This is a genomic window from Lutimonas halocynthiae (genome assembly GCF_030409835.1).
Lineage (GTDB): Bacteria > Bacteroidota > Bacteroidia > Flavobacteriales > Flavobacteriaceae > Lutimonas > Lutimonas halocynthiae.
In genome coordinates this window covers 61,351-85,691 of sequence record NZ_JAUFQO010000016.1, presented here as the reverse complement: position 1 = coordinate 85,691, position 24,341 = coordinate 61,351, and the positions used below count along the sequence as shown (strand labels likewise).

The window sequence follows — 24,341 nt, the reverse complement described above, 5'->3', positions numbered from 1 at the left end:
GTATGATTTATATCATAATCTAGGACTCCAATGATGATTATTTTTGGTACTCAATTAATAATCATCAAAAATACGAGAAATGGAGACAATACAAGATGTTAAAATGAATGTATACAAATTTGGCAATAAAACCGCCGATGGGAATACCAAAATGAAAAACCTACTTGGTGGTAAAGGAGCGAACCTTGCTGAAATGAGTTTACTGGGTATACCAGTGCCTGCTGGTTTCACTATTACTACAGAAGTCTGTACGAAATACAATGAAGTAGGTCAGGAGGAAACTGTCGAAATGATCAGAGCTGATGTTGAAGAAGCAATCAAAAATGTTGAATCTATTATGGGCTCTACTTTTGGTGATCAAGAGAATCCTTTGTTGATATCCGTAAGATCCGGAGCAAGAGTATCGATGCCAGGAATGATGGATACCGTATTAAATCTTGGATTAAATGATGAAGTGGTTATTGGATTAGCCGAAAAAACCGGAAATGAGCGCTTTGCATGGGATTCATACCGTCGTTTTATACAAATGTATGGAGATGTTGTTTTAGGGATGAAACCTGAGTCAAAAGAGGATATTGATCCTTTTGAAGAAATCATGGAAGCCTTAAAGCATAAAAGAGATATTGAACTTGATACAGAGTTTAGCATACAAGATTTGAAAGACCTTGTATATGATTTTAAAGATGCCGTAAAAAAACGTACTGGCCATGATTTCCCAACAAATCCATGGGATCAATTATGGGGAGCAGTGGTTGCTGTTTTTGATAGCTGGAATGGTGATAGAGCCGTTTATTATAGAAACATGCATGGTTATCCTGCAAACTGGGGAACAGCTGTAAATGTTCAGGCCATGGTATATGGAAATATGGGTGACAATTCAGGAACAGGTGTTTGCTTTACAAGAGATGCCGGAACCGGAGAAGATGTTTTCAATGGAGAGTATTTAATTAACGCCCAAGGTGAAGACGTTGTTGCCGGAACAAGAACACCGCAACAAATCACAAAACTAGGTTCTCTAAGATGGGCTGAATTAGCAAAAGTTGAAGAAGAAGACAGGTTTAAAAATTATCCTTCATTGGAAGAGTTAATGCCTGCCATTTATAATGAATTAAATGAGTATCAGCAAAAACTGGAAGACCATTACAAAGACATGCAAGACATGGAGTTCACCATGCAAGACGGTAAACTTTGGATTTTACAAACTCGAAATGGTAAACGTACAGGTGCTGCCATGGTGAAAATTGCCATTGACAAACTAAAAGAAGGCTCAATAGATGAGAAAGAAGCACTACTAAGAATTGAACCTAATAAATTAGACGAATTATTACACCCTGTTTTTAACCCTAAAGCCTTAAAAAAAGCGAATGTAATCGCGCAAGGTTTACCAGCATCACCTGGTGCTGCAACAGGTCAGATTGTATTCTTTGCTGACGAAGCAAACAAATACAAAAACACCATTTTAACACGAATTGAAACTTCTCCGGAAGATTTAGAGGGAATGAATATTGCCAAAGGTATCCTTACTGCTCGTGGAGGGATGACTTCTCACGCAGCTGTTGTTGCCAGAGGTATGGGTAAATGTTGTGTTTCAGGTGCCGGAGCATTAAAAATAAACTATAAGAAGCGTACACTAGTTGTCGACGGGCATGAATATCATGAAGGTGACTGGATTTCTTTAAATGGATCAACAGGTAACATCATTGAGGGAAAAGTTGCTACTATTGAACCAGAATTAAGTGGAGAATTTGCTGAGATCATGGAATTATCAGCCAAATATTCTAAAATGAAAGTAAGAACCAATGCCGACTCGCCTAAGGATGCGAAAGTTGCGCGAAGATTTGGCGCTCAAGGAATTGGGCTAACCAGAACAGAGCACATGTTCTTTGAAGTGGATCGTATCAAAGCGATGCGTGAAATGATATTAGCAGAAACGGTTAAAGGAAGAAAAGAAGCCCTTGAACAATTATTACCAATGCAACGTGAAGATTTTGAAGGAATCTTTGAAGCTATGGAAGGTTTGCCAGTGACTGTTCGATTACTAGATCCGCCATTACATGAGTTTGTTCCTCACCAATTGGCACATCAAAAGGAATTGGCAGAAGAAATGCATATTTCTTTAGACGCTGTAAAAGCTAAAATAGTTGAACTAGAAGAGTTTAACCCAATGTTGGGTCATAGAGGATGTAGACTAGGGATTACTTATCCAGAGATTACTGAAATGCAAACAAGAGCCATTATTGAGGCTGCTTTAAACCTTAAAGAAAAAGGGATAGAAGCGAAACCTGAAATTATGGTTCCATTGATCGGTACTTTGGCTGAATTTGTAAGCCAGGAAGAAATCATTAGAACTACAGCCAAAAAGGTGTTTGAAGAAAGAAATGATACCATCGAATTTTTAGTAGGTACCATGATCGAGATTCCGAGAGCTGCCTTAACAGCGAATTTGATCGCACAACGCGCTGAGTTCTTCTCATTTGGAACAAATGATTTAACCCAGATGGCCTTTGGATACTCACGTGATGATGCTGGTAAATTTTTACCAATTTATATAGAAAAAGGAATCTTAAAAGTAGATCCTTTTGAAGCCCTTGACCAAGAAGGTGTGGGTCAATTAGTTGAACTCGGAACAGAAAGAGGTAGAAGCACAAAACCCAACCTTAAGGTAGGTATTTGTGGTGAACATGGAGGTGAACCTAGTTCTATTGAGTTCTGTTATAATACCAACTTAGATTATGTAAGTTGTTCTCCATTTAGAGTACCAATTGCGCGTTTATCTGCAGCTCAGGCTCAGATTAAGGCTTCTTGATATTATTTTTGTTAGAGTTAATTGTGAAAAAGGGACAAATTTATTTGTCCCTTTTTTGAATTAAAAACACCAGAGTCATCTAAACTGATCATGATGTTCTTCTTAGAGAACTGAAAGGCCATAAAATACTTTTTATTTCAAGCTTTAACTCTGTATATTCGCTATATGATCAAAGTTGTATTACTCGGCTCTGGAAATGTTGCTTATCATTTAGCACTAGCAATGAAATCAACAAACAATGTTGAACTTGTTCAACGCTATAGTCGGAAAAATTCTAATGCACAACTTTTTGACAGCTCAATTCCTCACACAACGGATCTACATGAGATCAAATCAGCAGATATCTATATTCTCGCCATAAAGGATGAAGCGATTGCCACGGTTTGCAGATCACTCGAACATATAAAAGGACTCTTAGTTCACACATCTGGTGCCATGGAACTGAATGTACTTGATTCAAGGTTCAGAAGAGGTGTCCTTTACCCTGTTCAATCCTTATCTATAGATCAAAAAATTGATCTAAAGGATGTTCCATTTGCAATAGAAACTGAAACGATCGAAGATCAAGAATTACTACAAAAATTAGCCACTGAATTAAGCCATCATGTCTTTGAATTGGATTCAGCTAAAAGAGAGAAACTTCATGTCGCGGCTGTTTTTGCCAATAATTTTAGCAACTTCATGTTTACCTGTACTGAAGATATTTGCAAGGAACATGAAATTCCATTTGAAATTTTAAGACCTTTAATCCTGGAAACAGGAAGAAAGGTACAATATCTGCAGCCCATGGATGCCCAAACGGGGCCTGCCAGAAGACATGATCAGGATGTGATAGAGAAACACCTAAATCAGCTCAAAGGGCAGCAAAAAGAAATCTATAAGCTATTATCGCTTGCTATTAGCAATGCATACAAAAGAGAATAATCATGGACAAGAGTTATAAAGAAATAATGCCGCAAATCACCACTTTTATTTTTGATGTGGATGGCGTGCTTACTGATGGTACTGTTACGGTTTTTCCTAACGGAGAACTGGTAAGAACAATGAATATCAAAGATGGATATGCCCTAAAAACAGCTGTTACTATGGGATATAATGTCTGTATTATATCGGGTGGCACGAACCCGGCCGTTAAATCAAGACTGCAAGCCTTGGGTATTACAGATATCTATTTGGGGGCCCATCATAAAAAAGACCAATTGGATGAGTATTTAGACATATATAATATTGATCCAAAAAATGTGTTGTATATGGGAGATGATATCCCAGACATACCAGTGATGAAACTTTGTGGATTGGCAACCTGCCCTCTTGATGCTGTTTCTGAGGTACAGCATATATCAGACTATATTTCGCAGAAAAAAGGCGGAAAAGGTTGCGCAAGGGATGTAATAGAACAAGTATTAAAAGTGCAAGATAAATGGCATAATCATTTCGATGCGAAATATGATTAAAAACAATGATTAAGAAAGGTAAAACCATACTTGTTTCTGTAATCACCTGGTTGAATAACCTGCTTCATAGGATTAAAATCCCCGGACTGGAGGGTATGAACCTGTATGACCTGCTCGAATTATATATTTCAGGCATTGTCAAGGGAGCCTTGACCTCACGTGCAGGTAGTATCGCCTTTAGTTTTTTTATTGCGCTTTTCCCTTTTGCACTTTTCGTACTTACCCTTATCCCTTTTGTGCCCATAGAAGGATTTCAAGACGATTTTATGTCGTTGGTATTTAGGGTTATGCCATCAAAAGAAGCCAGCGATGCTGTAGCACACGTCCTGAATGATATTGCCACCAACAAATATGGAGAATTATTATCCTTCGGTTTTATACTTTCTATTTTCTTAATGACCAACGGTGTTAACGCTGTTTTAAGTGGTTTTGAATATACCTTTCACCAAATTGAAACCAGAACCGTTATCAGGCAATACATGGTGTCTCTTGCAATCTCCTTAGTACTGGCCTTATTATTATTGATCACTGTTGGTGTGGTGATCCTTATTGAATTTTTCATCAAATCACTTAATGAACAGGGTATGGTTAGTGACACGAACTTTTGGTTGAGTTCCGTTCAGTTTATTATTCTGGTTGGTATGATGTTCATCGGTATTTCATTGTTATATTATTTCGGAACTAGAGAAGGAAGGAAAAGCTCCTTTTTTTCTCCAGGAACCATATTAACGATCATTTTATTTCTCTTAAATTTTAAAATTTTTCAAATCTATATTGAAAAATTTGCCCAGTACAACCAGCTCTATGGGTCAATAGGAACGGTTTTGGTCATCATGCTTTTTATTTGGTTAAATTCTATTATATTGCTCCTCGGATTTGAATTGAATGCAAGTTTATTAAAATTGCATCATAAAAATTTAGAAGCAAAACAATGAGAAAATATATTTTTATTTCGCTGGTCACTTTTTTTTTCACTTTTTCAACAAACGCCCAAAGTGTTCTTGGTCAATGGCATAGTATAGATCCGGATACAGGACTTAATGAATCTGTTATTGAGGTTTATACAAAAGGTAATAAGATTTACGGTAAGATTATCGAAATCTTAAAAGAGGAAGATAAAGATAAGACCTGCATTGAATGTACCGGAAAAGATAAGGACCAACCCATAGAAGGCTTGGTAATTATAAGAGGTTTAAGCAAAGATGGTGATGAATGGAACGATGGGAAAATTCTTGATCCCAAAAATGGTAAACTCTACAAATGCTATATAACCCTCGAAGAAGAGAATAAGCTTAAGCTTAGAGGATATATTGGCTTCTCGTTATTAGGTAGAACTGAATATTGGCATAGGGTACAAAAATAAAATATCGTTTTTATACTTATTTCTGATCGTTCATATCGATCAGATATTTCTTAGAAAAGTAACAATGGTTTTATACTAAAGCCAAAAAAATGCAGAGAATATTAATGCATAATGTTTAAAAAAATTATTTTCATATCAGCTCTTTTTGTATGCCTTTCATCTTCGGCACAAGACATACTTGGAAAATGGAAAACCTATGATGTTTTTGATAAAAATGTAGCTGAATCAATAGTAGAAATTTATTCAATTGACGATCGTCTTTATGTGAAAATTGTTGAAATTCTGCCTGATGAACACAAAGATGACCTCTGCAACAATTGTGAGGGTCCCTTCAAGGGGAAACCTATTTTAGGAATGGTCATTTTAGAAGGAGCTGAACTGAAAGATGGGATTTGGCAGGGTGCAAAGGTGCTCAATGCCAAAAATGGGAAAAGATATGGTTGTCATATTTCACTCGTAGCACCTGATCTTTTAAAAATAAGAGGTTTTGTGGGCTACCCTATTTTCGGTAAAACGCTTTATTGGACCAGGGTCAAAACCAATAGGTTCAGATAGTACTTTTATCAGAAGGTCTGTCTTGGTTTTAATTAAACCGGTAACGGACATTTAAGCCAAAATTACCATATATAAAATCCATTTTTTCAATGACAATAATCGCAGGACGGTAATCTAGTCCTACACTAATAGGTGTTCTTGGGAAACTATATTCTATACCTAGCTCACCCATTACGCCCAGCTTGAACTCACTGGCAAATAAAGTAGTAAGCCCTATCCCTGCATAATAACGCAGGTCAGGGCTTCTAAATATTGATGCAACGGCAAAATCGTAGATGAGGTCTAGCCCCACATTACTACCAAATGAAACCGTAGCATGAATCCTTTTATCCTTAATTGGTATTGTGGCGTCGATTCCTATATTGTTCCCAGTCATATCTCCAAATCTAATCCCAATCTCCTGAGCGCTAACCTGGTAACTAAAAAAAATTAAACAACAAAATAGAACAATCTTTTGCATATGTACAATTTCAAAATCAAGTTACTAAATTAAGGAAATACTATTTGACCTGGAACAATTCCTGTGCTTATCGTTTGCATTAAATCTCCTGAAACCAAATTAAACACTTTTAGCGTTCCTTCACTTGAGTAATCACCTGCATCAGTAGCATATAATTCTCCATTGTCTATGTTCATAGCATAATAAAAACCGTTTAATCCAGTAAGCGCTTCAGTTGGTAATTCAGCATCATTTATTCCGAAACGATATACCATCCCATCTAAATTATAATATAAGTTTTCGTCTTCGTAATTCAATAAGCTAGGATGCTGAATTGATGTGAAGTCAATTGATGTCAACGCATTACTTCCCGCTTGAATCTTAAATAATGATCCATTTGTCTCATCGCCTGAATAAGAAGGTTTTCCCTGACACAACACCCAAATATCAGAATTTCTGTCAAGTAATATTGAATTAGGAACATCCCCAACAATAAGGGTTTCAGTAATACTATTGTCTTCAGCATTGATCACAACCACTTTGTTATTAAAACCATAACCTCCTTGCAGACAAACATATAATCTTTCTCCTACCAAGAGCATTTTTTCAGGACCTTCTCCAACCGGAATTGTAGATAAAACTTCATTTGTGCTTAAGCTTACAACCGTGATGAAATCATCCTCAGTATTAAAAGGATCTCCCCAGTTCGAAATATAACCCTTACCATTACCCGCTACAAAAAAACGTGGGCTTATAATTTCATCGCCATCAATTACGTCTTCTTTCTCCATTGTGAAACGGTTTACAACCACCACCTTGTTAGAATTATTTACGACTATATATCCTTTATCATCAGCAATATGCATTGAATTCACAATATTCCCCAGGTCTTCATTATTTACAGTTTTATACACATTCTGACTCACTGGTCCACCATCTTCAACAAAAGTAATGGTGCCGCTTCCATTTTGAAAAGGCCCTTCATTGGTTACAAAATAACCATTTTCATAGTCTCCTTTTGGTTCTATTGGATCTGGCTCATCGTCTGAGCATGAGCTCAAAAAGACTGCTAAAAAAGCGACGTAAAATAATAAGTTTGATTTTTTCATTTTGAATTAAATTTTAAAATTGATTTGTAATAAATAGTTTCTTCCTGGCATCGGTCTAAATGCCACAGATTGATAGTTCTCGTTAAATAAATTATTTACTTTAAACCCTAGTGTTACCAATTGTTTAAAAAGGGTTCTATATATAGAGATATCTGATAAAGAATAGGCATCCAACGATTGACTATTACTTGTAGTTATAAATACTTCCCCAACATATTGTAAATTGTAGTTAAATCTCCACTTCTTCCAGGAATAATCTAATGCCCCTCCTGCCCTATGCTTAGGAACATAAATTAGCTGTTTGTCAAGTGCATCATCTTGTGCAATTGAATAATCATATTTGCCGGATACTCCAAAGTTATGGGCACCCATTATCCAATTATAACCCGTTGAGAATTCCAATCCGAAATTCGAAGCATCGCTGACATTTTGGGGTTGCCAAAAATCTTGGGTCACAGGACGCCACTGAATCAAATCTTCACTTTGAATAAAATAGGCCGCGCCACCCACATAGAAATTGTTTTTTTTATAGTCTAGTCCTAATTCTCCTGATACACTGTTTTCTGGTTTCAAATCTGGGTTGCCTCCCGGCTCCCAATACAAATCATTAAAAGTTGGTAATCTATAATTTGTAGAAAAAGCACCTCTAAGAGAAAGACGATCCGCTAAGGCGTATTTGGCATCTAAAGAATAAATAAAAGGAATCTCATAAGCCGACGAACCCCCAACGCGAAAACTCACATTGTACATAAAACGTTCAAATGGTTCATGATGCAGTAAAAAGTATGCTGTTGCATCATTTCGAGTAACAGTACTGATGCTACTCCCATTTCCCACTGCATTTTCAAATTCTATTCCTGACCTGAAAAACATTTTATTGTTTAAAAAATAACTAAAATCATATTTGGCAATGAATCTTTCGCTTTCACCGTATGACGCATTATCTGCTATATTTTTATTAAACAAATAAGTAAAATCTTCATGCAGAAAGGCCGTCTTAAAAGAGGATGTAACCCGGTCTCCAACATATTTCCATTCCAGTAAAAAACGCCTGTCCTTACTTTCAAGATTAGACAAACTTTCGGCGCTAAGCGTTCTTGACAAGTTCCTGTCATTATCAAAAACAGACGCATTAAGGCTAATAGAATGATAATCATTTATCTTGAATCCCAACGTAGCATTGAAATTATAATTCTTATAATCACCGTTTTCATTCTTTAAATCAGTTCCTCCATATTGATAATCATTCACAGAACTTTGAATACCACCAGATATTTTGCCATAAAACTGATCAGAACCCCATATGGCGGTTAATTGCGAAAAATAAGTTTCGTAACTACCCCCTCCTGCCAAAAGAAAAGCACTTTGCCTATCTTTAAAACTCACTTTATCCTTTAAGTTTATAGCTCCACCAATGGAGCCATTTCCCAAAAGAACACTGCCTCCACCCTTACGTACTTCTAATTCATCAAAACTATTTCCTTGTAGGGTATTGAAGTCAGTCTGACCATTCAAGGCCGAATTAATCGATATGCCATTCCAGTATACACCCGTTTGCGAAGCACTGGTTCCTCTCAATGAAATTGAAGAAACCATCCCGTTTCCATTTTGTTTAAAGTAAAAATTAGCTTGTTTCTGAAGAAGGTTACCCAAACTTTCATAACTGTCCTTTAAAATTGAGTCAGCTATGACTTGAACCTCATACCCACTATTCATAGCAGGCGAGAAATTTCCCTTTAATACAATTTCATCAAGATTGTTAATGCTGTCATCCTGGGCGAAGAGTGCCTGGAAAGTCAATAATAATAAAAATAGAATCTGTCTCATGCCAATCGTTTTTCTTCCGAAAACATTGCTGTTACAAAATCTGGCAGGTTTCCTGGCTTGCGTATTGTTGTCAACCTTCCCTTCTTAAAGAAAGTGGTATCATTTTTAACAACAACCGCTGAAATTTCAGCTAAGCTTACAGTTGCGGAGACAGCTCCCGTTTTTCACGAGATTCCCGTTTTTTTATCCGGCATTAGCCGGACCAAATTCCGTGACAAATGTAGTAGCTTTGATGCTATGAAAAAAATTTATTACAGGCTATTATTAGAAAATATTGTAAACTTGCGTGTTGAAATCAACTTTAAAAAATGAATAAAACGGGCTTATGAAATACGATAAATTACACCCTGCATTACTGCTTACTTTTATATTCGTAATGTTGTTTTCATCTTGTACAAAACCTAAAAAATCAATTATTTCTGAGAAGCCAATAGTTGAATCTAAAAAATCAATTAGATATGCAAAAGGATTTGATATTCAAACATATAACGGATATACAAAACTAATTATAAAATCACCTTATCCAGATGCAGAACAATATCAAGAATTTATCTTGATATCAAATAAAGAGAGAGACATTGACGGTGAAAATAAAATATACACCCCGGTTCAAAAAATGGTAGCGACCTCAACCACTCACATTCCTATGATTGAAATTTTAGGAGAGACGAACAGCCTTATTGGATTTCCAAATACGGATTATATTTCCTCGAAAAAAACAAGACAACGTGTGGCTAATAATTTGGTTAAAGACTTGGGCAACGAACAAGATTTTAATACAGAAGTCTTAATCAGTTTACAACCCGATGTGATGGTTGCATTTTCGATGGGAAAATCAACGAAACTTTATAATAATATTGAACAAAATGGGATCCCGGTTATTTATAACGGAGACTGGCTTGAAGCAACTCCCTTAGGAAGAGCCGAATGGATTAAATTTTTTGGTGCCTTATTCAATAAAGAAAAAGAGGCTGACAGCATTTTCAACAGTATTGAAGCTCAATATATCGAGGCTAAAAAGATAGCTTCAGAGGCCAAAACAAGCCCGGTAATTATGTCTGGAGTTTTATATAAAGACAAATGGAATCTTCCAGCAGGAGAAAGCTTTACGGCCAAATTATATGAAGATGCGAACACTTCCTATATTTGGAATAATTCAACAGGGCAAGGCAGTTTAGTATTAAGCTTCGAAACTGTTTTTGAGAAAGCTGAGAAAGCTGATTATTGGATAGGGTCAGGATATTTCACAACACTTGATGAACTAAAAGCAGCCAATGCTCATTACGAGCAATTTCAAAGTTTTAAAACAGGAAATATTTTTTCTTTCTCTAAACGAAGGAGCGATTCTGGTGGAGTTGAATATTTTGAATTAGGCCCACTCCAACCGCATATAGTTTTGAAGGACCTGATAAAAGTAACCCATCCAGACCTTATGCCTGATTATGAGCCTTACTTTCTTCAAAAACTGAATTAAATCTTATTCATTGATGCAAATATTTTAACTTTATCAAAATTCTACTAAATCAATTTGAACACACAAAATTCATATAAATTTACCATTTTACTATTATTCCTCGCTCTTCTGATGCTTTTCGTCATAAACATCAGTCTTGGGTCAGTTGATATACCTCTCAAATCGGTTTTTAAGAGCCTAATTGGTGGTAACAGTGGTAAAGAAACATGGAATTATATCATTCTGAATTATAGGTTACCTAAAGCTATTACAGCAGTTCTTGTTGGTTCAGGCCTTGCAGTGGGAGGCTTACTTATGCAAACACTTTTCAGAAACCCATTGGCGGGCCCCTATGTCTTAGGAATTAGTTCAGGAGCTAGTTTGGGTGTGGCTTTGCTTATCCTTGGCTCTTCAATTATTGGCGGAAGCTTTCATTTTTTAGCTCAGTCACAGCTCTTTATCAGTCTAGCGGCAAGTGCGGGCTCATTTCTGGTATTATTTGCTGTAATGGTCGTTTCCAAACAAGTAAAAAATACGATGAGCATATTGATCATTGGACTCATGTTCAGTAGCCTAACATCTGCTGTGATCAGTGTTCTTGCCTATTTCAGTAGTGCCGAAAACCTGCAACAGTACATGTTTTGGGGGTTTGGAAGTCTTGGTAATTTAACATGGAATGAAGTGTTGATATTTTCATGTATTTATATGATAGCAGCAGCATTGATTTTTCCTGTCATCAAATCATTAAACAGCCTGCTTTTAGGTGAAAACTACGCAAAAAGTGTAGGTGTAAACATGAAACAAACCAAAAACCTGATTCTGGTGGCAACCAGCCTTCTTACTGGCGTGATTACTGCTTTTGCAGGGCCGATTGCTTTTATAGGACTTGCTGCACCACATATGACCAAATTAATCTTAAATACGTCAGAGCATAGATTAATCTTGCCCGCTGCAGCCTTGCTAGGTGCCAATATCATGCTGATCAGTGACACGGTTGCTCAATTACCCAATAGTGAATTCACTTTACCCATTAACGCGATTACTACGATGTTCGGAGCTCCGATCGTCATATGGCTCTTGTTAAGAAAAAAGAAAATGGTGTTATGACAGCGCATAAATCACATATCGTTTTAAACACAAAAAATTTAAGTATTGGCTACGCTTCAAAGAAGGAGACTCATGAAGTGTTCAAAAATATTAATGTCAAGTTGAAAAAAGGCCAACTAGTTGGTTTAGTGGGTAGAAATGGAATCGGTAAGTCTACCCTTTTGAGAACCCTGAGCAAGATGCAAGCCAGATTGAAAGGAGACATTTTTCTTGAGAATCAAAACATTGACGCATATTCAAGAAATGACCTTGCTAAAATTATTAGTTTGGTACTCACTGAAAGAATTCCGGCTAGTAATCTTAATGTATATGAACTCATTGCTTTAGGCAGACAGCCCTATACGAATTGGATAGGCAAGTTATTGAACGAAGACCTGGAACACATTAAGGATGCTTTAAATCAATCTCATTTAAGCGAATTAGCCGAACAAAGATGCGATAAGCTTAGTGATGGTCAGTTACAAAGAGCCATGATTTGCAGGGCCTTGGCGCAAAATACTGATGTGATTATCCTGGATGAACCTACTGCTCACTTGGATGTTCAACATAAAATTGAAACTTTCAGACTACTAAAAAAAATTGCGCACACACTGAATAAAGCAATTCTTATCTCGACCCATGAAATCCAACTTGCCACACAAATGGCTGATGAATTATGGTTAATGACAGACGATGAAATTATTTCAGGAAAACCTTCAGAACTGATTGATTCTGACCAAATTAATTTAATTTTCGATAGCAATTCTATATTTTTCGACAAAGAAACTAAACAGTTTATCATGAAATAGGAAAAATATATGTCTATTTTTGTTAATTCAATACCCAAAAATGAAGAAGATACTCATTGGCCTATTGTCACTTATAATACTTTCTTGTGCAACAGGAAAGACAGATAAGGATGCGCAAGATTCTATTAAAGAAAAATATGCTAATCAAATTAAACCCGATGACTTGAAAGAGCATTTGTTTTTGCTGTCATCTGACATATTAGAAGGAAGAAAAACGGGTGAAAAAAGACAAGATATGGCTGTCAATTATTTCACGGCCTATTATGAACACATTGGACTTAGCGCTCCTAATAAATATCCTGATTACACGCAGCTTATTCCTCAAGAATATTTTGAGAATAATTCAGAAGGGCCTTCTGAAAATGTATTGGCTTATATTGAAGGAAGTGAATTTCCAAATGAAGTGGTTGTAATTTCGGCACATTATGACCATCTCGGAATGAAAGGTGAAGAAGTATACAATGGTGCGGATGACAACGCATCAGGCAGCTCTGCTCTTATGGAGCTGGCACAATCATTTCAATTGGCAAAAAAGCAAGGTAAAGGGCCGAAAAGGTCAATATTATTTCTGCATTTGACTGGTGAAGAAATAGGCCTCTATGGATCTCAATTTTATATCGAAAATCCAGCGTTTTCGCTTGACAGCACTCTAGTTGATTTAAATATAGACATGGTGGGCAGGGTTGACAAGGAACATTACGACCATAAAGAATATATTTATTTGATTGGCTCCAACAGATTGAGCCAGGATCTTCACAAATTATCTGAAAAGGCAAACAAAAAATATACACATCTAGAACTAGATTACACTTTCAATGAAAGAGATGATCCGTATAATTATTATAAGAGATCTGATCATTATAATTTTGCTCAAATGAATATACCGGTCATATTTTATTTCAATGGATCTCATGCGGACTATCACAGAACGACAGACACTGCGGATAAAATTAATTTTGAATTACTAGCTTTAAGAACTAAACTAGTGTTCTATACGGCTTGGGAAATTGCTAATAGAGAGGACCGATTGGTTCTTGATGAAAAATAACAGATTGAAAATCTTATGAATTTTGCAATAATAGACGTTGAAACCACTGGTGGTAAGTTTAATGAAGAAGGAATTACAGAAGTTGCCATTCATAAATTTGACGGGCAAAATGTTATCGATTCATTCGTAAGTCTTATCAATCCTGAAAGAGAAATACAACCTTTTGTTGTAAACCTGACCGGCATCAATTCAAAAATGCTGAAAAACGCTCCGAAATTTTACGAGGTAGCCAAAAGAATCATTGAAATTACTGATGATTGTGTTATGGTAGCTCATAATTCAAGCTTCGACTATAGAGTTGTAAGGAATGAATTTTCAAGACTAGGCTATCAATTTGAAATCCCTACACTTTGTACAGTTGAGTTGAGTAAAATTCTTTTACCAGATCTTGAATCATATAGTCTAGGGAAATTATGCAGGACCATTGGGATACCCATGAGCGACAGGCACAGAGCCAATGGAGATGCCTTAGCTACCGTAAAACTTTTTCAAGTTCTTTTACAAAAAGATAAAGATAAGTTAATTGTAAAAAGCACTATTAAAATAGGCAACCAACGAGACCTTTCCGGGAAACTTCTTAGTATTCTGGATACTTTACCCGTTCAGTCAGGTCTTTTCTATTTTCACAGATTCAATGGCGATATTTTGTATATCGGAAAAGGAAAGAACATTCAAAAAGTAGTGAATCAAGTATTCCTGAGAACTTCAAACCGAAATCGGTCTTTATTAAAGGAAATGAACTCGGTAACTTTTGAACTAACGGGAAGCGAACTAATAGCCAACATTAAATTTGAAGAAGAGGTTTCAACTCACAAACCAAAACACAACAAATCAAAAAAGACTACTGTGCATAAAGTAGCCTTTAATCATGAAAACATGATCCTTATTGACAAAGGCAGAAATCTAGAAGAAAAATCGGTGGTTTTAATCGAAAATAATGACTTTCAAGGTTTTGCTTATACTGAATTGAGTCATCAATTCAATAATTTGGAAATCCTTAAAAGTCTGATCAACAAAACCAATGATTCCATGATTCAAAACATGATCATTAAAAAATACCTTTCCGGAAATACAGTTGAAAAAATCATTCGATTTTAAGTAAATATTTCTGTTTAATTTTAGATAAATCACTCCATTTTATTTTTCAACTAATTGGTAAACCTTAAAAACTGCACTTAAGAATTTCTGATGAATGCAGCGCTTCTAATGATTGGCCCTATTTGAATAGAACAATTTATCTCTCAATGCATATGGGTCTTAGGACAATTATTTTATCAATAAAACTTGCCCAAAAATGAATATTTGGATGCCAAAAGGATACAAATTAAGCAACTTGGCGAATACAAGGTTTATGAAGCTGCTAAACAAGGGAGGCTACTACATTTTCAGTTACCATAAAAAATATATTTAATATCTGATAATCAAATACTTAAAACTTAATTACACAATATATGGGGTGGAAAAATATCAATTACTCAAGGAATTATTCAAGGAAATCATCAAAACTAGTAATAGTTTAATATCTTTAGGGAAAACTACAGATTCTTGAAAAGTAACGTTCCAAAAAATGCTTGGAGAGCTAGATTGCATGAAATAATTTACGAGGCTGATTCTCGCGAAGGTAAAGTGTTTGACCTTATTATAATTGTAGCCATTCTATTTAGTATCCTACTTGTTATGCTTGAAAGTGTGAAAGAGCTGGATGCCCGATACCATGCTTTTTTTAACATCTCTGAATGGGTCATAACAATCTTGTTTACTATTGAATATATTCTCCGCGTTATCAGTGTCAAAAAACCAAAATCATATATTTTTAGTTTTTATGGAGTAATTGATTTTCTCTCGACGATACCAAAATACTTATCGCTATTTATTGGAGGCGCACATGCCTTAGTAGCTCTTAGAGCACTGAGATTATTGCGTATTTTTAGAATTTTGAAGTTGGTGAGATTTGTTGGCGCGACAAATAATCTGGGCAAGGCCTTAAAAGCAAGTCGGTTCAAAATTTTTGTTTTCATCTCGGCCGTCTTAATCATTTGTGTCATTATTGGAACGCTCATGTATTTAATTGAGGGTGACCCTAGTGGCTTTACCAGTATTCCAAGAAGTATTTATTGGGCAATTGTAACTTTAACAACTGTAGGCTATGGAGATATCGCTCCTCAGACAGCTGTGGGGCAGCTTTTAGCGAGTTTGGTAATGATTCTTGGTTATGGCATCATCGCAATTCCAACTGGAATTGTAGGTGCTGAAATGGCAAAAGAAATGGGTCAAAACATAGATTTGAATACAAATGCCTGCGAAAATTGTTCTGAAGGCAACCATAAAGATGGAGCGAAATATTGTTATAAATGTGGTGAAGTATTATAAAAACTTATTACTGTTTGTAGGTTTTTTTAACTATGCGTTTTTGGTCCTTCATTTGAATCTCTAATAATAGAATTTCTCCTTTTCTGGATTCAGATTCGACAAAATCAAAAGATTTTTGATTCGGATGGATTCGCATTATTAACCTTCCTTGCAAATCAAACATATTTAGAGTTGATACCTCATTCGAAGCCACAATACTAAAAACATCTTCTGCATTACTTATAATCAGCTCCTCTTGTATTGGCTCTTCCTCAATTGAAAGATCAACCTCATGCCTTAATTTCAGGCTAAACCTGCCAGGGAACCCCCCTATTTCATTATGCATAAATGTATAAGCTGATTTTTCGAGATCATGTGAAATGTTCAGCAGGTTGTCATAAAGAATAAGGTCTGCATCTCTTAATTTACCCTCAAGCCCAGAAATTGATATGGAGTATTCTCTCTGTGCTAATTTTGTATCAAAACCCAGCAAGATTTCTTTGGCCTCGTTAAATGGCGCTAAACCTTGAATTGTCAATTTATCTGAATTTAATACCGAATAGAATCCAATTTTATTGGAGCCTTCAAATTTCAAGGCATCATATCCACTGTCATAAGCATCTGAAGCCTTATCATCGAAACCAATTAATATCTGATTAAAACCTCCCTGATTTGTTGTTAAATCAAGCCAAATCCTGTCTTTTTCAGTATCGCTTTTTTCTTTCTTAATCAAACGACCTTTAAAAAATTGATCATTGGCATCAACCATACGCATTGTATTGTTAAAAGTCACCTTAGCATGCTTCTTGGCCCTTACAAAAAAACCTTGAGATGAGCCAATATTCTTTGTAGGAGGATCACCTCCAATAGCTCTTTTCCCAACTCCTGTTCCTCCAATATAATTATACGTTGCATAATCATCAAATGAAAAATCTCCCGAATCTTGGTCAACTGGAGTCATATGAGTCCATAGATATACTGTTGGCTCGATCACATCTGAATTAATTTCAAAAAAGGTTTCTATGTTTATCGCTGAAGGATATGGGTTTCCTAACATATTAAAATCATTGTCAACATTTGTGTTTGCACCATCGTCATTGTGAAAATTAAGATCTTCATAAATGGTCCCGTTATTGGGTTTTCCTTCAAACACAATTTCATGAACTCCTGTTTCACCTGCTATTCCCTCTGCCGCATAACCTCTTCCATTTTTCATTTTGTCAGAAGCAAGAACCCAAGTGGACCAAAAATCAGGGTGATTTTTATCTGACGTGGTTGTTCTAGATTGGTCATAATAGTATATTCGATTTGAATTAACACCCGCAAATACTTTTGCCAGATCTGCCTCTTCTACAGGAGATGACCAATAGGTGAAGTCATATGTGTTATTTCGGAAAGTAGAATTCTCATGTTTTTTAATACTTCCGTTAATAGTTGCATCATCGTCATACATTACAAGTGACTCATTATCACCAATTTCAAATGCAGCATTGATAGTCAGATCCCTGTAGACTATTACAGAATTAGTGCCTCCCACATTAAAATCAATCGGCTCATTAATGATAAGATCACAAGCTTCAATATTACCGGAACTACCAGAATATGGATGGTCTATATGCACAATTCTAGTTAAATCAGGTAGTTGCCCTGCAGACCAGCCGGTGTTTGTCCAACTGATTGGGCCTGATTGGTAGGCCCCTAAAGAAATATTTTGGTTTGCGGAAGCTAAGTCAACTTTCACATTTGTCAATTCTATCCAATCATCAAAACTGAATTCCCTATGAGCTGTTTCAGTTGCACATCCGCCTTTACTAAACGACACATTGTTTCCTAAAAAAATATTTTGATTTCCAATAATATCGATTCTATCGGCATAGCAATTATTCCTTTTTGAACTTGAGATAATCACAAGCTCATTTCCAGTTAATTCAAATTTTGAATACACCAATACCTCCTCTGCTCCCATCTCATCAATTTCAATTATCCTGTTTTTTTTCGGAGCTTTATTTAAATCATCTCTTTTCCCATAAATAGCAAGGAAATATTTCTTGTCTTGAATATCATAATCCGTAAGGTTTTTGATTTCGATTTGATCGTTATCCTCATTATCATAATATTGAGATATCATAATTTCAGGAAGCCCGGAAGGTTGAGATGCTGAACCTTTAACATTAAAAGAATAATCTTTAGTTGACTTACCCCCTTTTACCCTTATGCTAACTGTTGCCTCAAAAACCCCAACATTTAAAGGTTCAAAAACGATTCCTAGATTGGCAGATTCACCTTTTTTAATTCGACGTATACGACCATCAGTCTTAAAAATATTGGAATTTACGCTTATACGCTCAACTTTAAGATCCTGAAAACCAGTGTTTTCTAAAACAAAATCATGAATTCGAGTCGCAGCTATGGGTATTGATTCATAAAGGGTCCCATCATTTATATCGGGTGTATTCAAACCATCACCTGCTATTACAATGCCATTACCCTTAATCTCCAATTGCTGAGACCAAGTCAATTGGATTGCACCTAAAAGGAAAAAAATAAAACTTAAGCGTTTAAACATAGTAACTGACACCTTAATTAATCCATATTATAACGCATAATTGTCTCATTTATTCTACATTATACTACTCTGTTACTATTTTTAAAATTGACAAAAAAAAATCGTGATAATTGCCTATTTTTGGAAGGATGAAAAACAAGACTTTGATCTCGTTAATTGGGCCTACCGCAATAGGAAAAACCGCCTTAAGTATCGTTTTGGCCGGTCATTTCAAGACTGATATCATTTCTTGTGACTCGCGTCAATTTTATAAAGAGATGGCTATTGGAACCGCCGTTCCGTCAAAAAACGAATTAGAGTCCGCTAAACATCACTTTATACAAAATCGTTCCATTTTTGAAGATTATAGTGTTGGTGCTTTTGAGAAAGATGCCATCGCCTTACTTTCGAATCTTTTCGAGCATAACGAAATTATGATTATGACTGGAGGTAGCGGACTTTATGTTGACGCTGTGACAAAAGGATTGGATGATTTCCCGCTGGTGGATCCAGAAATAAGAAAAGAGCTTAAAATCAAATTGGATTTACACGGAATCGAAACACTTCAAGAACAGTTATTAGAATTAGACCCATTATCTTACAAACGGATTGACATTGACAACAAACAAAGACTGATAAGAGCTCTGGAAATTTGCCTGGGATCCGAACATCCATTTTCTTATTATTTGGGCCTTCACTCAAAAAAAAGAATATTTAATTCCCTGAAAATTGGTTTGACAACTGATAGAAATGTAGTTTATGAAAGAATCAACCTAAGAGTAGACATCATGATGGAAAATGGCTTGTTGCAAGAAGCTGAAAAACTTTATCCTCATAAAGAATTAAATGCGCTGCAAACAGTAGGATACAAAGAATTGTTTAGTTATTTTGATGGCTCACAAACCCTTGAAGAAGCTGTGAACCTAATCAAACAGAATACCAGAAGGTTTGCTAAAAGACAGGGAACATGGTTCAGAAAAGATAAAGAAATCAAGTGGTTTGATTACAAAACTGATCCTATAGAAATTATAAAATATATTGAAGATCAGCTGAAGGATTATAAAAATACTATTTAAGCTTGTTACACCTTAGCAACTTTGATCAAAAAGATATTTCTATCCTATTATTTTTTTTTCATAACTTGGCATAATTAAGTAGCCAAATTCTATATGAAAAATATTAAATCCCCATTACAAGCCTTCCTCCATTGGGAAGAAACCTGCCCGAATAAAGTATTTTTAAGACAGCATATAAACGGAGAAATTGAAACCTTAAGTTTTAAGGAAAGCGGCAGGCAAATCAGACAAATTGCCCAGGCCATACTTAAAAAAGAGTTACCTCCTAAAAGTAATATTGCTTTACTCTCAAAGAATTGCGATGCATGGATCATGGCAGACCTTGCGATCATGATGAGTGGGCATGTTTCTATTCCTATCTACCCAACACTCAATGATAAATCAATTAAACTAATTATTGAGCATAGTGACAGTAAACTACTGTTTGTTGGTAAGTTAGATAATTACGAATCTCAAAAGAATGCCTTTACTCATATTCCAAAAATTAGTGTTGAAAAATATGGGATTAACGAATCAGAAACCTGGGAATCACTCCTTGAACGAAATGAACCCTTGGAAAAAATTAGCCTGCCAGATCCTAAAGATCTCATAACAATTATTTACACTTCGGGCACCACAGGCAATCCAAAAGGTGTCATGCATAGTCATGAGAACTTCATCAATGCTGCCCGAAATATCATTAATACGCTTAAGCTTCCTACCCATACATCTTATTTCTCATACCTCCCCTTGTCACATATAGCAGAAAGAATTGGCTTAGAAATGGGAGCCCTATACGTTGGCGGCTCACTTACTTTTTCTGAGTCTTTGGATTCTTTTGCCAGCAATCTTGAAGCTACACAACCTGATTTGTTTTTTGCTGTCCCAAGAATTTATGCAAAGTTTCAAGAAAAAATCCTTGAAGGCCTGCCACAAAAAAAACTCAATACACTTCTTAAAATTCCCATTTTAAATAAAATTTTAAAGAATAAGATCAAACAAAAACTAGGGCTCTCTAAGGCATTATATGTCGCTTCAGGAGCTGCTCCTTTATCAGATTCAATAATAATTTGGTTCAAAAAATTAGGAATTGAAATCATTCAAGCATATGGAATGACAGAAGATTGCATCATTTCACATTGCAACCTTCCCGATAGAAACAAAATTGGTTCGGTTGGAAAATTTACAGCAGGTGCAACGGCCAAACTTTCTGATATTGGAGAAATTTGCGTTAAAAATGATTGCCTGATGCTTGGGTACTACAAAGATCCTGAGGAAACAGCAAAAGTATTTGATGATACGGGGTATTTAAAAACCGGAGACTTAGGAGAGTATGATCATGACGGTTATTTGTTCATAACCGGAAGGGCAAAAGACCAGTTTAAGACAGATAAGGGAAAATATATATCTCCTGCTCCTATGGAAATGTTGTTATTAAACAATTCAGATATAGAACAAATATGTATTGTTGGAATGGGGATTCCTCAACCCATCATGCTTGTTATCCCATCTGAAACAGGGAAAAATAAATCAAATTTTGACCTTTCAGAAAGCCTTCTTAATTCAATTCTTGAAATAAATCCTACCTTAGAAAAACACGAGAAGATTGAAAAAGCTATTGTCATGAAAGAAGATTGGACGATTGAAAATGGACTTTTGACACCTACTATGAAGATTAAACGAAGTCATGTTGAAAAGATACATAGTCCGATGTATAGGGCCTGGTTTGATGCAGAAGAAAGAGTGTTATTTGAATAAAATATATCAATATTCTTCATGTAATTTTCTAAAAAAAATAGCCATTTCCTTTTTTCGCTCTCTTGAACTTCCTGGATAATGGTTGTTCATATAGCTAAATACAAGCAAGTTACCTTTCTTAGTAGTCAGGTAACCGGATAAACTATAATTATTAGACAATGTACCCGATTTAGCGCGAATATACTCTTGTTCGCTATAATCATTTTTAAGTGTCCCGTCTATTCCCCCTTGAGGAAAATAGGACATCAGTTTTTCATTCGGGATTTCAGCATACATTTTTTGCAACAAAAAGACGATGCTCTGAGGACTGAACAAATTATACCTAGACAAACCAGAACCATCTACCCAACGTGGTCTTTGTGGTAAATCAGCTAAACAGCTATCCAAAATATAATTAATGCCTTTGGGAATACTATATTGTTGAACAGACCTATTTCCTACCTGTAGCATCAGCTGTTCAGCAATGAAATTGTCTGATTCTTTCATCATTTTGGCATAAAGTGAATCATAAGGGACCTCTTTGAATGCTTCGAATTTTCTATCTGACATTTCCTTAACTAATGTGACTTTGACATCCAATTCCTGGCTTAAAAGGTCGGCCACCAATTGATTTGAAGTTATAAACGGCACTTTTTTATCCGAATTTCCTCCTGATTTCGAAATATAAAAATTATTTTCATTTAGATCTCTTGCTTTTTTATGATGATCACTTATGTGGACCCTATTCGTGAAAAATGATGGAAACACCTGTAAATTATCTTGACTATGAGCAATTCTTATGGTGTTACCATATAGAGGCATCAGGCTTTTCTCGGGCATATAAGTGTATTGATAATCATCCCATGACCATCCTGGGCCATATACATCATCATCCAGATCTCTATCCAAAAAATACAGTTTAAAGTCCTTGTTTTTTAAAAAGTCTATAGAGTTAACATGGAGTGAATCGTTTAAAAAAGTTGGATCTCCTGCTCCTCTTATGATTAAAGAATCGCCAGATTTGTAGTATTCAAAACTTGGTACAGAATCCTTTAAGGTTTTTAATGCAGCATATAGCGTAAACAATTTAACGTTAGATGCCGGTGTAAAATACTTGTTTCCTTGAAAATCAATTATAGTGCGACCATTTGATGCGTCAACTACCGACAAACCCATGAAATACGAATTGCTTTCATTCATCTCAGCAAGATCCTTTTCCAGGCTTTTCGATGCTGAACATGACATGAACAATGATATGAGTAAAACACCTATGATTAAGCTATTCTTCAAAGTACGCTTCCTTAAAACCAATTAAAAATAATTTCTTTTGAGCACGGGTAACCGCCGTGTATAACCATCTAAGATACGAAATATCTTCACCTTCAGGCATGTAAGGCTGCTCTATAAACACATTGTCCCATTGCCCTCCTTGTGTTTTATGACAGGTAAGCGCATAGGAGAATTTTACCTGCAAGGCATTAAAATACTTATTGCTTTTAATGGCTAATAACCTCTTATACTTCGATCTTTCTTCTGCATAGTCTTCTCCTACAGCGTGATACAATCTGTTTGAATCTTCATATGACAATGAGGGTGCCTCACTGTGGAGTGTATCTAATAATAGCACCGTCTCGAAAGGAGGCTCATCTTCGTAATCCACAAGTCGCAGTTTAACTTCAGCAAAACGAAATCCATAAAGCTCCTTAAAACTAAAAATTTCCAATACTTCGCATATGTCACCATTGGCAATAAATCCAACTTTTGGAGCATCCTGAAGCCAAAAATAATTATTCTTCACGATCATTACGAAATCACCAGAAGTGATTTCATTTTCATATCCTAAAATATTGATTCTGATCTGCTGATTATAGAGGTTGGCCCTCTTATTTGACCTCACAATAAAGACTGTATTGTTTAACCCCTCATAATACGCATTATAAATGGCGTCCTGAATATCATAACCATCAGTTAGCCGAATCACATCTTTAAAATTCAAATCGAATTTGAATTGATTCAAAAGATTCTGAAAAAGCGATTCGCGTATACCAGTTGCATTATACAGAATTCCGGAGTCTTCATGTTGCCGCATCACCTCATCGAGCTCAATCGACTTCACTTCTTTATCAAATTCAATTTCCAAAAGAGATTTGTCAAGCGCCGGACTCAAATCTAACTTAACAGGTGGTAATTGTGCCACATCTCCAACCAAAATCAGCTTGCAATTTATACCCGAATAAACATAACTGATCAAATCAGCTAATAATGACCTATTATTAAATAATCTGGCATCTGGATTCCTGTCAGGAATCATTGACGCTTCATCAACGATAAAAACAGTATTACGGTGCTTATTTTGCTGAAGAACAAAACTCATGCCTGAGTTCGGATCATTCTTTGGAAAATAGATTTTCTTGTGGATCGTAAAAGCTGGTTTTTTAGAATAGGAGCCCATAACCTTGGCAGCCCTTCCTGTGGGGGCTAATAAAACTGCTTTTAAATTTACAGATCCTAAATTATTAACCACTGTACTTACAATGGTTGTTTTACCGGTTCCTGCATAACCTTTCATTAGAAAAAGATCATTTTTAGATGCATTTAACACAAAATCTGCCAATTTTCTAAGCAACTCATTCTGTAAATTAGTGGGCTCAAAACCGAAACCCTTTACAAACTCAGAAAAAAGATTATTTACATTTTGCATTATAT

20 protein-coding genes and 1 riboswitch are annotated in these 24,341 nt (G+C 35.7%); of the genes, 14 read left to right on the top strand and 6 right to left on the bottom strand.

Annotated elements, in window-relative coordinates; genetic code table 11:
* The first annotated feature begins 79 nt into the window (after nucleotides 1-79).
* The 6 genes from ppdK to QWY87_RS13280 all read left to right on the top strand — a co-directional run bounded on the left by ppdK (nucleotide 80) and on the right by QWY87_RS13280 (nucleotide 6,178).
* Nucleotides 80-2,806: a pyruvate, phosphate dikinase gene (gene ppdK, locus QWY87_RS13305; RefSeq protein WP_290292018.1), complete on the top strand. Its 2,727-nt coding sequence runs from the start codon at nucleotides 80-82 to the stop codon at nucleotides 2,804-2,806.
* 165 nt (nucleotides 2,807-2,971) lie between these two features.
* A complete protein-coding gene (locus tag QWY87_RS13300; RefSeq protein ID WP_290292016.1) occupies nucleotides 2,972-3,730 on the top strand; it encodes a Rossmann-like and DUF2520 domain-containing protein in 759 nt (252 codons plus the stop codon).
* 2 nt (nucleotides 3,731-3,732) lie between these two features.
* Nucleotides 3,733-4,260 carry a KdsC family phosphatase gene (locus tag QWY87_RS13295; RefSeq protein ID WP_290292014.1) on the top strand — a complete coding sequence of 176 codons (528 nt, stop codon included), beginning with the start codon at nucleotides 3,733-3,735 and terminating at the stop codon, nucleotides 4,258-4,260.
* Between the two features lie 5 nt (nucleotides 4,261-4,265).
* Entirely contained in the window at nucleotides 4,266-5,195 is a 930-nt protein-coding gene (locus QWY87_RS13290; RefSeq protein WP_290292011.1) for a YihY/virulence factor BrkB family protein, read from the top strand.
* Nucleotides 5,192-5,623: a DUF2147 domain-containing protein gene (locus tag QWY87_RS13285; protein WP_290292008.1), complete on the top strand. Its 432-nt coding sequence runs from the start codon at nucleotides 5,192-5,194 to the stop codon at nucleotides 5,621-5,623. The genes QWY87_RS13290 and QWY87_RS13285 overlap by 4 nt, the downstream gene beginning before the upstream one ends.
* Before the next feature lie 111 nt (nucleotides 5,624-5,734).
* Nucleotides 5,735-6,178, top strand: coding sequence for a DUF2147 domain-containing protein (locus tag QWY87_RS13280; protein WP_290292006.1), 444 nt, complete (start codon nucleotides 5,735-5,737; stop codon nucleotides 6,176-6,178).
* 28 nt (nucleotides 6,179-6,206) lie between these two features.
* On the opposite strand, the gene QWY87_RS13275 is transcribed toward QWY87_RS13280, so the two are convergent.
* From QWY87_RS13275 to QWY87_RS13265, 3 genes are read right to left on the bottom strand one after another with little or no spacing between them, the layout of a single operon-like run.
* Nucleotides 6,207-6,638: a putative outer membrane beta-barrel protein gene (locus tag QWY87_RS13275; RefSeq protein WP_290292004.1), complete on the bottom strand. Its 432-nt coding sequence runs from the start codon at nucleotides 6,636-6,638 to the stop codon at nucleotides 6,207-6,209.
* 29 nt (nucleotides 6,639-6,667) lie between these two features.
* Complete coding sequence (locus tag QWY87_RS13270; protein ID WP_290292003.1) at nucleotides 6,668-7,726, bottom strand: YncE family protein; 1,059 nt, start codon at nucleotides 7,724-7,726, stop codon at nucleotides 6,668-6,670.
* Nucleotides 7,727-7,732: 6 nt separating this feature from the next.
* Nucleotides 7,733-9,553 (bottom strand): TonB-dependent receptor plug domain-containing protein, encoded by a 1,821-nt coding sequence (locus QWY87_RS13265; protein ID WP_290292002.1) that lies wholly within the window; start codon nucleotides 9,551-9,553, stop codon nucleotides 7,733-7,735.
* A gap of 25 nt (nucleotides 9,554-9,578) precedes the next feature.
* A riboswitch (cobalamin riboswitch) is annotated at nucleotides 9,579-9,775 on the bottom strand.
* A gap of 103 nt (nucleotides 9,776-9,878) precedes the next feature.
* On the opposite strand from QWY87_RS13265, the gene QWY87_RS13260 reads away from it, so the two are divergent.
* From QWY87_RS13260 to QWY87_RS13235, 6 genes are all read left to right on the top strand, one after another.
* Nucleotides 9,879-11,027, top strand: a complete 1,149-nt coding sequence (locus QWY87_RS13260; protein ID WP_290291999.1) for an ABC transporter substrate-binding protein — start codon at nucleotides 9,879-9,881, stop codon at nucleotides 11,025-11,027.
* Nucleotides 11,028-11,081: 54 nt separating this feature from the next.
* Nucleotides 11,082-12,113: a FecCD family ABC transporter permease gene (locus QWY87_RS13255; protein WP_290291998.1), complete on the top strand. Its 1,032-nt coding sequence runs from the start codon at nucleotides 11,082-11,084 to the stop codon at nucleotides 12,111-12,113.
* On the top strand, nucleotides 12,110-12,901 hold the full coding sequence (locus QWY87_RS13250) for an ABC transporter ATP-binding protein (RefSeq protein WP_290291996.1): 792 nt from the start codon (nucleotides 12,110-12,112) through the stop codon (nucleotides 12,899-12,901). The genes QWY87_RS13255 and QWY87_RS13250 overlap by 4 nt, the downstream gene beginning before the upstream one ends.
* A 40-nt stretch (nucleotides 12,902-12,941) precedes the next feature.
* Complete coding sequence (locus QWY87_RS13245; protein WP_290291995.1) at nucleotides 12,942-13,949, top strand: M28 family peptidase; 1,008 nt, start codon at nucleotides 12,942-12,944, stop codon at nucleotides 13,947-13,949.
* 15 nt (nucleotides 13,950-13,964) lie between these two features.
* The gene (locus tag QWY87_RS13240) at nucleotides 13,965-15,047 is read left to right on the top strand and encodes an exonuclease domain-containing protein (RefSeq protein WP_290291993.1); all 1,083 of its coding nucleotides are present in this window, start codon (nucleotides 13,965-13,967) and stop codon (nucleotides 15,045-15,047) included.
* 447 nt (nucleotides 15,048-15,494) lie between these two features.
* A complete protein-coding gene (locus QWY87_RS13235; RefSeq protein WP_290291990.1) occupies nucleotides 15,495-16,319 on the top strand; it encodes an ion transporter in 825 nt (274 codons plus the stop codon).
* Nucleotides 16,320-16,326: 7 nt separating this feature from the next.
* On the opposite strand, the gene QWY87_RS13230 is transcribed toward QWY87_RS13235, so the two are convergent.
* On the bottom strand, nucleotides 16,327-18,864 hold the full coding sequence (locus QWY87_RS13230) for a DUF8693 domain-containing protein (RefSeq protein ID WP_290291989.1): 2,538 nt from the start codon (nucleotides 18,862-18,864) through the stop codon (nucleotides 16,327-16,329).
* Nucleotides 18,865-18,992: 128 nt separating this feature from the next.
* On the opposite strand from QWY87_RS13230, the gene miaA reads away from it, so the two are divergent.
* Both miaA and QWY87_RS13220 read left to right on the top strand, forming a co-directional pair.
* Nucleotides 18,993-19,919: a tRNA (adenosine(37)-N6)-dimethylallyltransferase MiaA gene (miaA, locus tag QWY87_RS13225; RefSeq protein WP_290291986.1), complete on the top strand. Its 927-nt coding sequence runs from the start codon at nucleotides 18,993-18,995 to the stop codon at nucleotides 19,917-19,919.
* A gap of 93 nt (nucleotides 19,920-20,012) precedes the next feature.
* Nucleotides 20,013-21,656, top strand: a complete 1,644-nt coding sequence (locus QWY87_RS13220; protein ID WP_290291985.1) for an AMP-binding protein — start codon at nucleotides 20,013-20,015, stop codon at nucleotides 21,654-21,656.
* Between the two features lie 6 nt (nucleotides 21,657-21,662).
* On the opposite strand, the gene QWY87_RS13215 is transcribed toward QWY87_RS13220, so the two are convergent.
* A complete protein-coding gene (locus tag QWY87_RS13215) occupies nucleotides 21,663-22,925 on the bottom strand; it encodes a D-alanyl-D-alanine carboxypeptidase/D-alanyl-D-alanine-endopeptidase (protein WP_290291983.1) in 1,263 nt (420 codons plus the stop codon).
* Nucleotides 22,915-24,336: an ATP-dependent DNA helicase gene (locus QWY87_RS13210; RefSeq protein ID WP_290291981.1), complete on the bottom strand. Its 1,422-nt coding sequence runs from the start codon at nucleotides 24,334-24,336 to the stop codon at nucleotides 22,915-22,917. Before QWY87_RS13210 ends, QWY87_RS13215 begins: the two co-directional genes overlap by 11 nt.
* Nucleotides 24,337-24,341: the final 5 nt, after the last annotated feature.